This is a genomic window from Prevotella sp. tf2-5, assembly GCF_900115435.1.
Taxonomy (GTDB): domain Bacteria; phylum Bacteroidota; class Bacteroidia; order Bacteroidales; family Bacteroidaceae; genus Prevotella.
This window is the reverse complement of sequence record NZ_FOWK01000002.1, coordinates 415,612-429,585: the sequence shown is the minus strand read 5'-3', so window position 1 is coordinate 429,585 and position 13,974 is coordinate 415,612. Positions and strand designations below refer to the sequence as shown.

General features: G+C 50.7%; 11 protein-coding genes. 8 read left to right on the top strand and 3 right to left on the bottom strand.

Annotated features, from left to right (window positions below):
• Positions 1 to 53 precede the first annotated feature (53 nt).
• Entirely contained in the window at positions 54 to 947 is an 894-nt protein-coding gene (locus BM257_RS03710) for a glycosyltransferase family 2 protein (protein ID WP_092068376.1), read from the top strand.
• Here BM257_RS03710 and BM257_RS03705 read toward each other — a convergent pair.
• Together BM257_RS03705 and BM257_RS03700 are read right to left on the bottom strand one after the other, a co-directional pair.
• Positions 916 to 1,866, bottom strand: a complete 951-nt coding sequence (locus tag BM257_RS03705) for an esterase-like activity of phytase family protein (protein WP_177216005.1) — start codon at positions 1,864 to 1,866, stop codon at positions 916 to 918. The genes BM257_RS03710 and BM257_RS03705 overlap by 32 nt on opposite strands.
• Positions 1,859 to 2,557: a DUF2461 domain-containing protein gene (locus tag BM257_RS03700; RefSeq protein WP_092068369.1), complete on the bottom strand. Its 699-nt coding sequence runs from the start codon at positions 2,555 to 2,557 to the stop codon at positions 1,859 to 1,861. Before BM257_RS03700 ends, BM257_RS03705 begins: the two co-directional genes overlap by 8 nt.
• A gap of 149 nt (positions 2,558 to 2,706) precedes the next feature.
• On the opposite strand from BM257_RS03700, the gene BM257_RS03695 reads away from it, so the two are divergent.
• From BM257_RS03695 to trmD, 3 genes are read left to right on the top strand one after another with little or no spacing between them, the layout of a single operon-like run.
• Positions 2,707 to 5,178: a glycoside hydrolase family 3 N-terminal domain-containing protein gene (locus BM257_RS03695; RefSeq protein WP_255405494.1), complete on the top strand. Its 2,472-nt coding sequence runs from the start codon at positions 2,707 to 2,709 to the stop codon at positions 5,176 to 5,178.
• Between the two features lie 10 nt (positions 5,179 to 5,188).
• Positions 5,189 to 6,037, top strand: coding sequence for a patatin-like phospholipase family protein (locus BM257_RS03690; RefSeq protein ID WP_092068475.1), 849 nt, complete (start codon positions 5,189 to 5,191; stop codon positions 6,035 to 6,037).
• A complete protein-coding gene (trmD, locus tag BM257_RS03685) occupies positions 6,034 to 6,711 on the top strand; it encodes a tRNA (guanosine(37)-N1)-methyltransferase TrmD (RefSeq protein WP_092068366.1) in 678 nt (225 codons plus the stop codon). The genes BM257_RS03690 and trmD overlap by 4 nt, the downstream gene beginning before the upstream one ends.
• On the opposite strand, the gene BM257_RS03680 is transcribed toward trmD, so the two are convergent.
• The gene (locus BM257_RS03680; protein WP_092068362.1) at positions 6,686 to 7,534 is read right to left on the bottom strand and encodes a patatin-like phospholipase family protein; all 849 of its coding nucleotides are present in this window, start codon (positions 7,532 to 7,534) and stop codon (positions 6,686 to 6,688) included. The two genes, trmD and BM257_RS03680, sit on opposite strands and share 26 nt — an antisense overlap.
• Before the next feature lie 93 nt (positions 7,535 to 7,627).
• Between BM257_RS03680 and BM257_RS03675 the strand changes: the two genes are divergently transcribed.
• The 4 genes from BM257_RS03675 (at position 7,628) to BM257_RS03660 (ending at position 13,925) form a co-directional block, all read left to right on the top strand.
• Positions 7,628 to 9,022: an aminopeptidase P family protein gene (locus BM257_RS03675; protein WP_092068359.1), complete on the top strand. Its 1,395-nt coding sequence runs from the start codon at positions 7,628 to 7,630 to the stop codon at positions 9,020 to 9,022.
• Between the two features lie 85 nt (positions 9,023 to 9,107).
• A complete protein-coding gene (locus tag BM257_RS03670; RefSeq protein ID WP_092068356.1) occupies positions 9,108 to 10,307 on the top strand; it encodes a C1 family peptidase in 1,200 nt (399 codons plus the stop codon).
• A gap of 2 nt (positions 10,308 to 10,309) precedes the next feature.
• The gene (recJ, locus tag BM257_RS03665) at positions 10,310 to 12,052 is read left to right on the top strand and encodes a single-stranded-DNA-specific exonuclease RecJ (RefSeq protein ID WP_092068354.1); all 1,743 of its coding nucleotides are present in this window, start codon (positions 10,310 to 10,312) and stop codon (positions 12,050 to 12,052) included.
• Positions 12,027 to 13,925: a RecQ family ATP-dependent DNA helicase gene (locus BM257_RS03660; protein WP_092068351.1), complete on the top strand. Its 1,899-nt coding sequence runs from the start codon at positions 12,027 to 12,029 to the stop codon at positions 13,923 to 13,925. Before recJ ends, BM257_RS03660 begins: the two co-directional genes overlap by 26 nt.
• Positions 13,926 to 13,974 lie beyond the last annotated feature (49 nt).

The window sequence follows — 13,974 nt, the reverse complement described above, 5'->3', positions numbered from 1 at the left end:
AAATTAAAGGAAATTTGGGTTTATAACTATTTTTTCGTAATTTTGTTTTCCGTATGGAAGGTTTGTCAATTCTCATTCCCACTTATAACGACCGTTGTATCACGCTTGTTCGTACACTTCTGGAACAAGCTGCCATATTGAATATTGACTACGAGATCATTGTTGCCGACGATGGCTCCAATCAGCAAGAGGTCTTACAAGAGAACGCACCTATAGCAGAGATGGATCATTGTCGCTATCTGGTCCGTTCCTCTAACAAAGGACGTGCTGCCATTCGCAACTTCCTAGCCCAGCAAGCCTCCTTCCCTTGGCTGCTGTTTCTCGACAGCGACATGGTCGTGTGCCGTCATGATTTCTTACAGAAATATATACAATGCAAGAATGACGTAGTATATGGCGGAGTGACCATCAGAGGTGCTGTTGATGGTAATTTGCGCTATCTCTACGAGCATGCTTCCGAACATGAACATCGGGTGGAAAAGAGAATGCAACAGCCCTACCGGGATTTCCACACTGCCAACTTCATGATACGCCGTGAACTGATGTTGCAATTTCCTTTCGATGAACGTTTTCGGTATTATGGATATGAGGATGTCTTCTTTGGTATCACACTAGAAGAACACCACATTACTATCCAACATATCGCCAATCCCATGAGCTTTGAGATTTTCGAGAATAACGTGGATTTTCTTCTCAAGACGGAAGAAGGATTACGTACCCTGTATACTTTCCGTGACGAGCTAAAAGACCATTCCCGAATGTTACAGTTTATCTCATCGCAGCTTAGTCTGACTCTGTGGTTGCTGCAGAAATGGCATCATATCATGGGAACCTGGGAACGTCAACAACTCGCCGGCAATCACCCACAACTATGGATCTTCAAGCTCTATAAAATAGGCTACTACCTCGATTACGCTAAAAGACAATCGTCCGTAACCAATCCTTGAGAAAACCCTTATATTGATTCTGTGAGTCACTGATCAGCACCACAACCTGTCTGCCATCGGCAAGACGGGGACCTACGCACATCCCCTCATAATTGGCAAAGCTACGTGCCGTCAAGTTCAATTTCGTCTTAAAGGATACCAGCAGTTTTTTCTCAAGGAGCTGTCCTTCGTTCTCTTTGGCGGGTGTCACTATATATACCTTATTATATACATAGGAGCCGATATTCTTCTTGGGGTTGAACATCTCACGCTCCATCACCAACAACCTGCCATCTTCCAATGCCGCCAAGGCAGGGACACCCAGTGTGTGTTTCCCCTCACGTTTTTCCTGTGACTTTGCATCCATCCGGTAAAGCCAATAGCAGGCGGGACGGAAATCATCTCCAAAGCTCTGCAGACGAGAGAGGCTGTCACCTTTCATCGGTTTCTCCGTTATCGTATAGAACCGACCTGTTTGCGGCTGATAAGTCAGTGCCTCCAACCCTTTGTTACTTTTCGCCTTTTTGAAGACGGAAGGCATCTGGAGCCTGCGCCCGGTCAGTATCCCGCTCATCGCATATTCCAGCACTTCATTATCAGTTTCCCCACTTATCCATACCGTACTGTCTTTCGGAAAGAAACAGATACCCTCATCATCACGGTTCATTTTCCCGGAAGAACGGAAACCATGTTCCGAGGCATGACGGATATTCCCCGTAACAGAGTCTATGTCTATCGTGAAAAGGTGAAAGCCACTCTCTAATGCCTTGTCATTGACCACAGCATACTGATTACCACCTAACCAAGTGATACCACTATAGTTTCCCGCAGGAATCGTACTATGGAACGAGCGTTGTTTGTTCAACACAACACGGTCCTGTGCGAAGGAGCCTACAGTCAGTAACCAGCAACCAATAACCAGTCCCCATCCTCTACTCATAATCATCTATCACTGAGTTCATAAAATCCAGCATCGGTTTTGCCGCCTTGAAGATCTTGACCATCTGGTCGAGCCATTGCTCACCTTCGAAGAAATGCTCGTCGACATGATGCCATGCACAATAATCTTTCTGACGGAGATAGTGCAGATAGGGATAGTCACGAGGAAAGCCAGCAGGACAGGTCTTTAGTTTCTCAAGCCCAAACCCCTGAGGACTTTCCCAGTCTGCGTCCTCTGGAGCTCCGAAATATTTCAGGAAATCCCTCGACTCCACACATCGCAGCCACTCTTCCTCATTCGCCATGATCTCATTTCGGCAAGAGGTCAGGATATTCGTGGGTAACCAATAGTTACCTACCGCCAGCAAACAATGGTCTGGCTCTAAGTGGATATAGTAACCACCCCGCAAGGCCTTCTTGCCATGAGCATTGATATAAGCTCCAAAATGATTCTTATAGGGCGACTTATCCGGTGAAAAACGTGTGTCCCGATAAAAACGATAAGTACAATCCTTCACGGTGACATGCGCCACGGAACTGTCAAATGCCGTAATCCTCGTTATCGCCTTTGCAATATCCGTCTCGAAGGCTTTCCGTGCTGCCATATACTCGTCCTTGTGCTCCTGGAACCAAGGACGGTTATTATTCTTCATCACTTCCCGCAAGAAGTCCAATATCATCTTACTGTCCATTTGAATAGCATTTTCTTTTTGCAAAGATAACACTTTTTTAAGATGTGACGCATGGAATCACTTTTTTTTGATTAATTTTGTAGGCGATTATCGTTTACGGATAGTCCCTACTACAAAAAACAATAACTCAAATAACGTATTAACTAAGTATGAGAACAACATTATTTACCTTAGTACTGAGCTGCACAACAGTAATAGTGCAGGCACAAAAGCCAGCTATTCCACGCGATGTGGCATTGGAGGCAAAGATTGAGAAAACACTCGCCAAGATGACCCTTGATGAGAAAATCGGGCAGATGCTGGAGCTAAACCTCGATGTGATGGGTAAGTCATCCGTTGAGAATGCCAAGATCGACCGTGAGAAGGTACGTCAGGTGCTGCAACAATTTGGAGCGCCAAAGGCTCAGGTTGATGAGGTCATGAAAATGACTGACCAACAGATTCTCGACAAGATGGGCAACTACCCTATAGACATCTATGAAGGCACCACCAAAAGAGTTTGGAAGTTAAACGAGATGATGCTCGACACACTGATCTCGAAGTGGAAAGTCGGTTCCATACTGAATGCCCCGGGCACCCGTGCCTCCAGTGTTGAGCAGTGGCAGAAATGGATTCGCCTGATTCAAGAGAAATCGATGAAATATATCGGTATACCAGACATCTATGGTCTCGACCATAACCATGGCGTCACCTATACTCAGGGCGGAACACTCTTCCCCCAGCCTATCAATATGGGAGCCTCGTTTAATACGGAACTGGTTCGCATCGGTGCTGAGATTACCGCCTATGAAAGCCGTGCCGCCAACTGTCCCTGGGTATACAATCCTGTCGTTGACCTGAGTCGTGACCCACGATGGCCTCGTGTCTACGAGAGTTTCGGTGAGGACGCCATTGTGAACGCCAAGATGGTGGTGGCAGAAATCAAGGGCTACCAGGGTAATGACCCCAATCATATTGACCAATACCACGTAGGAACCAGTACCAAGCATTATTTCGCTTACGGTGCGCCCTGGACCGGCAAGGACCGTACTCCCGCCTATCTGTCACCTCAGATGATCCGTGAGAAATACTTTGAGCCTTTCAAGCAGGCTGCTCTTGCAGGGACATTGACGATGATGGTCAACTCTGCCTCCGTCAACGGCGTACCTGTTCATGCCAGTTACGAGTACCTGACCAAGTGGTTGAAGGAAGACTTGCAATGGGACGGATTCCTGGTTACCGACTGGGCAGACATCAACAACCTCTACTCTCGTGAGAAAGTGGCTAAAGACAAGAAAGATGCCATCCGTATTGCCATCAATGCCGGTATCGACATGTCGATGGATCCCTACAGTGTGGAATTCTGTATCCTGCTAAAAGAACTTGTCAACGAGGGAAAGGTGTCCATGACACGTATCGATGACGCTGTACGTCGTATCCTCCGTGCCAAATACCGTTTAGGGTTGTTCGAGAAACCCAACACCGGTGGCAAAGGCTATGAGAAATTCGGAAGTGACGAGTTTGCCCAGAAGTCTCTTCATGCCGCCGAGGAGAGTGAGGTGTTGCTGAAGAACGAAGGCAACATCCTGCCTTTGGCAAAAGGAAAGAAGATTCTTTTGACGGGTCCCAACGCCAACCAGATGCGCTGTCTGCATGGCGGATGGAGCTACACTTGGCAGGGATCGAATGCAGAAGACCTGGCAGAGAAATACAACACCATCTACGAGGCACTGTGTAACAAATACGGAAAGGAGAACATCATTCTGGAGCAAGGTGTGACCTACCGGGAGGATGGCGCCTACTATGATGAGAACGAGCCACAGATCCAGAAAGCCGTCAATGCTGCCGCAGGTGCTGATGTCATCATCGCCTGTATCGGTGAGAACTCATATACAGAGACTCCCGGCAACCTTACCGACCTCTGGTTATCGGACAACCAGCGTGATCTGGTCAAGGAACTTGCCAAGACAAACAAGCCTATCATCCTGATACTGAACGAAGGGCGCCCCCGTCTGATAGCAGATATCGAGCCACTTGCCAAGGCTGTTGTCGACATCCTGATTCCTGGCAACTACGGTGGTGACGCACTGGCTAACCTGCTGGCTGGAGACGCCAATTTCTCGGCAAAGATGCCATACACCTACCCGCGTGAGATCAACTCCCTTAACACTTACGATTATAAGGTCAGCGAGGAGGTCGGCACGATGTCTGGTGCCTATAACTACGACGCGAAGATCAGTCTGCAGTGGCCTTTCGGCTATGGCATCAGCTATACCACTTATGAATACTCCAACCTGAAAGTGGACAAAACCAGTTTCACTGCCAATGACATACTGACCGTCACAGTCAATGTGAAGAATACGGGCAGTCGTGCCGGTAAAGAGGCGGTACTGCTCTACTCCAGTGACCTCGTCGCCTCTGTCATTCCTGACAACAAACGACTTCGTGACTTCACCAAAGTGGAGTTGCAACCTGGTGAGACAAAGACCGTTACCTTCCAACTGCCAGCCAAAGACCTCGCTTTTGTAGGTGCTGACGGACGCTGGACATTAGAAGAGGGTGACTTCGAGCTGAAGGTAGGTAACCAGACGGTGGGTACGACCTGCTCACAGACAACTGTCTGGGACGAGCCAAACATCTGAAAAAGCTATGATGAGACGAGGACTGGTATTGGAAGGGGGCGCCATGCGGGGGCTGTGGTCGGCAGGAGTGACAGACGTGATGATGGAGCACGGTGTCGAGCCTGACGGACTCATCGGTGTATCGGCGGGTGCCGCCTTCGGCTGTAACTACAAGTCCCGGCAGATAGGACGGGCTATCCGTTATAACACCCGTTTTGCGAAGGATGCCCGCTATAGTGGAATACGCTCATTGCTGAGGAGTGGCAATTATTTCAATGCTGAGTTCGGCTATCACGTGGTGCCTTACGAGTATGACGTCTTTGACACACAGACCTTCGAGCAGAACCCCATGAGGTTTACTGTCGTATGCACAGACGTACTGACAGGACAGGCGGTCTATCACGACATCGACCATGTGGACTATGAGGAACTGGAGTGGCTGAGGGCTTCGGCGTCCATGCCCCTGGCTTCAAAGGTGGTTAAGGTACAAGGACACCAGTTGCTGGACGGTGGTGTCAGCGACTCCATCCCCCTGGAGTATTACGAGCGACAGGGCTTCAACCGCAATGTGGTCATCCTGACACAGCCCAAAGGCTTCGTGAAGGAACCCAACAAACTGATGCCCGTCATGCGCATCGCACTTAGGAAATATCCTAAGATGCTCAAGGCGATGGACGAGCGGCATGTCATGTATAACCACGAGCTGGACTATGTGGCAGAGGCAGAACGACAAGGACGCTGCCTAGTCATCCGCCCTGACGGGAAGATCCCCATCGGTCATATCTCCCACAACCCTGATGAGATGAGACATGTCTATGAAATGGGGCGTACCATCGGAGAACGTTATATCGAACAGATCAAGGAGTTTTATAAATCATGAGAATTGACATTATCACGGTGCTGCCCGAAATGCTGGAGGGCTTTGTACATGAGAGTATCCTCGCCCGTGCCGAGAAGAAAGGACTTGCCGAGATACGGTTGCATAACCTGCGTGACTATACGCTTGACAAATGGAGACGTGTAGACGATTATCCCTATGGGGGTAGTGCGGGTATGGTGATGCAGTGTGAACCCATCGACCGTTGTATCACAGCACTGAAGGCGGAACGTGACTACGACGAGGTGATTTTCACGTCACCTGACGGGGAGCGTTTCGACCAGCACATGGCAAACGAGCTCTCTCTGAAAGGTAACCTCATCATCCTTGCGGGACACTATAAAGGAGTTGACCAAAGAGTGCGTGACCACCTGATTACCAAAGAGATATCAATCGGAGACTTCGTTCTCACAGGAGGTGAACTGGTGGCGGCAATGATCGCTGACGCTATTGTGAGAGTAGTACCGGGTGTGATTGGTGATGAGCAGTCGGCACTGTCAGACTGTTTTCAGGACGACCTCCTCGCCGCCCCTATCTACACCCGTCCCGCGGACTATAAGGGATGGAAAGTACCAGAGATATTGCTTTCAGGCAATGAGGCTAAAATACGCAACTGGGAATTGGAACAGGCGATGGAGCGCACCCGCAAGCTCAGGCCAGACCTTCTGAGAGAATAAACTTCTCACCAAGCTGGAACCCTTCTTCATAGAGGCGTTCCAGTTTCACCACATCCTCACAGATACGTCCTACCTCCAGGGGACGCTCAGGACGAATAACCATAACCTCGCCCCAGTCCTCCATACGCTCTATCAATTCCAGTTGCTTGTTATACTCTTCCGTCCTGTGACTCAACGCCACCCGCAGACGAGGATAGTTCCTGTAGATGAACTTAGGTGTCTTGAAATCAAATTCCGACGAGCGATAGCCACGGTTGCGCGTCAGCACCACCACATTCTCATGATGCCCTGTGTCAATGGCACGCACAATAGGAATGCTGTCGACAATACCGCCGTCAAGCATAGGTATGCCGTCAACCGTCGTGATATGTGCGACGAAAGGCAGGGAACTGGAAGCCTTGACGATCTGTGTCAGGCGACGGTGGTCGTGCTTCTCTGAGAGATACATGGCACGTCCTGTCCTACAGTTGGTGGTGACCACCTCGAAGACACAAGGATTCTGCTCGTAAGTGTCATAGTCGAAAGGCACGATCTCATTAGGGAAACGCTCATACAGGATCTCCGGGTCGAAGATACTGCCGTTGACGATCAGGTTCTTCAATGAGATGTAATCATATCTCTGTAGCATGTCGATGTTCGAGAAACGGGCACGGCGGGGCTGCTGACTCATATACGACAGACCGTTACAGGCACCCGCCGACACGGCTACCACATAAGGGAAATAGACCTCATGCTTCATAAACGCATCAAGTACACCAGAGGTGAAGACACCACGCATCCCCCCACCTTCGAGAACCAGTCCTGTGTTAGACGTTATTTGCATTTTAATGCTTTTTATGATGCAAAGGTAGTATAATTTCATAAATAATGTGTAACTTTGCGAACTAATTGGATAATATTACCGAATTATAGACATATGTTTGATAAGAATACATATATTCAGCGTCGCGCTGAACTCAAAAAGCTGGTGGGCAAAGGGATTATCGTGCTCTTCGGCAATAACGAGGCACCATGCAACTATCCTGCCAACTGTTATGCTCCTATGCGTCAGGACTCCTCATTCCTTTACTATTTCGGACAACATCGTGACGGACTGGTGGGAGTCATAGACATCGACAACGACGAGGAATGGATCTTTGGCGACGACATCGACGTAGAGGATATCGTATGGATGGGGTTCACACCCTCCGTCAGTGACTTAGCTGCCGAGGTCGGCGTGAACAAGACCGCCCCGATGTCACATCTGACGTCGTACATCAAACATCAGACCTCTCACATTCATTTCCTGCCCCCCTATCGTCATGACACCAAGATACAGATCATGGATCTGTTAGGGATCCATCCTTCCCGACAAAAGGAGGCAGCCTCCGTGGAACTCATCCATGCCGTAGTGAAGATGCGTGCCACCAAGGAGCCACAGGAGATAGCGGCTATCGACAGAGCCTGTGATGTGGGCTATGCCATGCATACCACTGCCCAACTGCTTATCAAACCCGGTGTGACAGAACGCTTTGTCGGTGGACAGGTCGACGGTATAGCCCGCAGTATTGCCAACGGCACCAGTTTTGCCACCATCTTCTCACAGCATGGCGAGATCATGCACGGTAATCCTTCTGACGCGAAACTGGAGGCAGGACGACTTGCCTTATGTGATGCCGGTTGCGAACTGGACGACTATTGCAGCGACCATACTCGTACGATGCCAGTGACGGGTAAGTTCGACCAGCGTCAGTTGGAGATCTACAGCATCGTAGAGGCATGCCACGACTATGTGTTAGAGGTGGCAAAACCCGGTGTGAAATATAAAGACGTGCATTTTGCCGTCTGCCGTATGATGACGGAGCGCTTGAAAGAGCTCGGACTCATGAGAGGCGATACGGAGGAGGCTGTCCGTGCCGGCGCCCATGCCATGTTCCTGCCCCACGGTTTAGGACACATGATGGGTATGGACGTTCACGACATGGAGGGTCTGGGACAGATCTATGTGGGCTTCGATGAGGAGACACGACCTGATCTGGAACAGTTCGGCACCAACTGTCTGCGCATGGGACGTACCTTAGAGGAAGGCTTCGTCGTCACCGACGAGCCAGGCATCTATTTCATCCCTGCCCTCATCGACGAGTGGAAGGCGAACGGACACTGCAAGGAGTTTATCAACTTCGACAAGCTGGAGACCTACAAAGACTTCGGTGGTATCCGCATTGAGGATGACGTGCTCATCACCAGCGATGGCTGCCGCTTCTTAGGAAGCAAGCGCATCCCCTACCATCCCCAGGAACTCGAAGAGTTCATGGCCAACAACAAGAAATAACGGAATCCCGGAATACCCGGAATACCGAAATACCGGAATACCGAAATACCGAAATACCGAAATAACAAAATAAAAAAGAAAAAAAATGAAGAAACTAATGACCCTTGCGCTACTCGCCCTTGTGGCGGTAGGCGCACAAGCGGAGGACAAAGACTCCGTCAAAAGCAACAAACCCGTGTTCACGGTGATTAAGGAGAATCCCATCACCTCCATCAAGGACCAGAACCGAAGCGGGACGTGCTGGGATTACTCTACCCTCTCCTTCTTCGAGGCAGAGATTCTGAAGAAGAGCGGTAAGACTTACAACCTCTGTGAGTCTTTCGTTGCCAACAAGACCTATATGGACCGTGCCATTCAGGTAGTACGCCTGCATGGTGACTGTCAGTTCGCACAGGGTGGCTCCGCCTATGACGTACACTACGTGCTGCAGCACTACGGTATCTGTCCTGACGATGCCATGCCTTTCCCGGGGTCTCTCTATGGTGACTCCCTGAACAACTTCAACGAGTTCTTCTCCATCCTGGAGCCGTACGTAGAGGCTGTTGCCAAGAACAAGGCAAACAAGTTGTCTTCTCAGTGGAAGGTGGGCTTGCAAGGCATCCTTGACGCATATCTCGGAAAGTGTCCAGAGACCTTCACCTATGAGGGCAAGACCTATACCCCACAGACCTTCGCCGCCAGCCTGGGACTCGACTGGAACGACTATGTGAGCATCACCAGTTACACCCACCATCCTTTCTACACCGCTTTTGCCGTGGAGGTACAGGACAACTGGCGTAACCCGCTGTCCTATAACCTCCCGATGGACGAGATGATGCAGGTCATCGACAATGCCGTCATGAACGGTTATACCGTGGCATGGGGCGGTGATGTCAGCGAGGACGGCTTCACTCGCAAGGGTCTCGCCTATGCTATCGACACCAAGAAGACCGAGAGCCTGCAAGGCAGTGACATGGCGAGATGGCTGAAGATGACCACCGCCAAGAAGCGTAACCTCATCGACTCCCTTGGCTGCACCGTCCCTGAGATTGTCCCCACCCAGGAGATGCGTCAGGAGCGTTACGACAACTGGGAGCTCACCGACGACCATGGTATGCTGATCTATGGTATCGCCAAGGATCAGAACGGCAAGGAGTACTATATGGTAAAGAACTCATGGGGTGAGAGTGGCGACTACAAAGGTATCTGGTATATGACCAAGACCTTCATCGCCGCCAACACTATGGACTATACCGTCAATAAGAATGCGATTCCCAAGGACATCCGCAAGAAACTCGGTCTTTAGAAATGCATTATCAATGGAATTACGAACCACCTACACCCGAAAGACAACAAGCGGCTAAGGAGCTGGCGGAGAAGATTGGCATGAGTCCAATCGTCGCCGACCTGCTGATAGGTCGCGGCATCAAGACGGAGAGTGCGGCAAAGCGATTCTTCAGACCGATGATGAACGAGCTCATCGACCCGTTCCTGATGAACGACATGGATGTAGCCGTTGACCGCCTGAACGATGCGATGGGACGCAAGGAGCGTATCATGGTATATGGCGACTACGATGTCGACGGGTGTACCGCGGTGGCATTAGTATACAAGTTCCTGCAGCAGTTCTATTCCAATATAGAGTACTATATCCCCAACCGTGAAGAGGAGGGTTATGGTGTCAGTATCAAGGGAATAGACTATGCCAAGGAGACTGGTGTGAAACTGATTATCGTCCTCGACTGCGGTATCAAGGCTATCGAGGAGATTACCTATGCGAAGCAGCAGGGTATCGACTTCATCATCTGTGACCATCATGTCCCTGATGAGGTGATGCCTCCTGCCGTCGCCATCCTCAATCCCAAACGGGAGGACTCCACTTATCCGTTCAAGGACCTGTGCGGATGCGGCGTAGGCTTTAAGCTGATGCAGGCGTTTGCCAAGAACAATGGCATTCCCTTTGCCCGGCTGATACCCCTACTCGACTTCTGCGCCGTGAGTATTGCCGCTGACCTTGTCCCTGTGACGGGAGAGAACCGTATCCTTGCCTTCCATGGACTCAAACAGTTGAACCAGAGTCCGTCGATAGGTCTGAAGGCGATCATAGAGATCTGCGGACTCACCGGTCGTGAGCTGACGATGAGTGATATCGTCTTTAAGATCGGACCCCGTATCAATGCCAGCGGACGTATGCAGAACGGCAAGGAGGCTGTGGAGCTGTTGGTGGAGAAAGACTTACAGAAAGCACTGACTGAGGCAAATCGCATCAACGAGTATAACGAGCAGCGTAAGGATGTCGACAAGGAGATGACCAAGGAGGCGAACGATATCGTGGCGCGCCTGGAGAGCCAGCAGCACATGCAGTCTATCGTGCTCTATGACGAGGGATGGAAGAAAGGAGTGGTAGGCATCGTCGCCTCCCGTCTGACGGAGCTGTATTTCCGCCCCACCGTCGTCCTGACGATTATCGATGGTATCGCCTCTGGCTCAGCACGTAGTGTTGCCGGCTTCGACATCTATGACGCCATCAAAAGTTGTCGTGACATCCTGGAGAATTTCGGAGGACATACCTATGCCGTCGGACTGACACTCAAACAGGAGAATATCCCGGAGTTCCGCCGTCGCTTCCAGGAGTATGTCAGCGGACATATCCTGCCAGAGCAGACTTTGCCTACCCTCGACATCGACGAGGAGATAGACTTCAAGGATATCTCCAAGAAACTGCATAACGAGTTGCGTCGCCTGGCACCTCATGGTCCTGAGAATCCCAAGCCCCTGTTCCTGACCCGTAATGTCTACGACTTCGGTACCTCGAAGGTGGTGGGGCGTCATCAAGAGCATATCAAACTGGAACTCGTCGACTCCAAGTCGGCTGTCGTCATGAACGGTATCGCCTTCGGACAGAGTGCCGAGGCTCGTTATATCAAGTCGAAACACTCTTTCGACATTGTCTATACGATTGAGGAGAACACCTACAAGCGTGGGGAGGTACAGTTGCAGATAGAGGATATCCGACCATCGGAAGATGAGCAACTATCAACAAATCCTTAAACAATACTGGGGCTATGATGACTTCCGGGGTATTCAACGGGAGATCATCGAGTCTGTCGGTGCCGGACATGACACACTGGGACTGATGCCTACAGGTGGTGGCAAGTCCATCACCTTTCAGGTACCGGCACTTGCCATGGAGGGTGTCTGCATCGTCATCACCCCCCTGATAGCCCTGATGAAAGACCAGGTGCATCACCTGCGCCAGCGGGGTATCATGGCGGCTGCCGTCTATAGCGGTATGCAGCGTGATGATATCCTGCGAGTACTGGAGAACTGTATCTTGGGAAATACCAAGCTCCTTTATGTCTCCCCTGAGCGTCTGGGCAGTGAGCTCTTCCAGACGAAGCTCAAGCACATGCAGGTCAGTTTTATCACGGTCGACGAGGCACACTGTATCAGTCAGTGGGGCTATGACTTCCGTCCCTCCTATCTCCAGATCGCTGACATCCGCCGTATCTGTCCCGATGTCCCCGTCCTCGCTTTGACAGCGACAGCGACTCCCAAGGTTGTGGAGGATATCTGTGAGAGATTGTCAATAGACGAATGGCAAAGGGAAAAGTTCAATGTCTTTAGGATGAGTTTCGAGCGTAAGAACCTCACCTACCTCGTGAGTTATGCGGTGGACAAGCGGACGGAACTGATTCAACTATTGGAGGGAGAGAAAGGCGCTGCCATCGTCTATGTACGTAGTCGCCGCCATGCCCGTGAGATAGCGGAGCATCTGACAGAGGCAGGTCTCAGCGCCACCTTCTATCATGCTGGACTGGAGCATGCGGAGAAAGACAAGCGACAGCGTGACTGGCAGCACGACCGGGTGCGTATCATGGTGGCGACGAATGCTTTCGGCATGGGTATCGACAAACCTGATGTGCGTATCGTGGCACATTACGACCTCCCCGACTCCATCGAAGCTTACTTCCAGGAGGCGGGACGTGCGGGACGTGACGGACAACCGGCTCGCGCCGTCCTATTATATAATAATGCCGACGAGCCGAAACTCATCAAGCGTGTCAGCGATACCTTCCCGGAGAAAGACTATATCCGTAAGGTGTACGACCATCTCGCCTACTACTATCAGATAGCCACAGGCGACGGCTATGGCGTATCGCGTGAGTTCAATATCGACGACTTCTGTCATAAGTTCAACCACTTCCCCATCCGCGTACATTCCGCCCTGCAGATCCTGCAGCGTGCCGGTTATATCGAGTATACGGAGGAACAAGACAATCAGGCACGAGTCAAGTTCTTGGTGACCCGTGACGACCTGTACCGTCTCCGAGGCGAGAATCCCAACGAGGAAAAAGTCATCATCGCCCTGCTACGCAACTACGGAGGATTGTTTGCTGACTACGGCTTCATCGACGAGAGTATGATAGCCAACCAGTGTGGCATGAAGTCGCATGAGGTCTATCAGACGCTGAAGGGACTTTCCGAGAAACACGTCCTCCATTTCATCCCCCGCAAACAGGTGCCGTATATCCGTTATATGCAGCGGAGGGAGGACAGCGAGCATGTGCTGCTGTCAAAGGAAGTCTATGAGGAGCGCCTGACACAATACAAGGAGCGCATCGAGGCGATGTTGCGGTATGCCAAGGATAACAGCAAGTGCCGCAGTCGCCAGTTGCTGGAGTATTTCGGTGAGAAAGACACGAAGGACTGCGGACAGTGTGATGTCTGCCATCACACCAGCAAGACGGACATCCAACAGGCGAAACAGCAGATCCTCACCCTACTCTCCGACCGCCAGCGTCATCACGTCACAGAGCTCCTCCGGCTGCAACTGCCCAAGGAAGAGCTGGACAAAGCCCTCACCTACCTTCTGCAAGAGGAATATATCATGCAGAAGGACGGCTATCTGATAATTCCCTGATATTTTCCCGTCTTTTTGCTTAGGAAAACAAGGTATTCGTTTGTATATA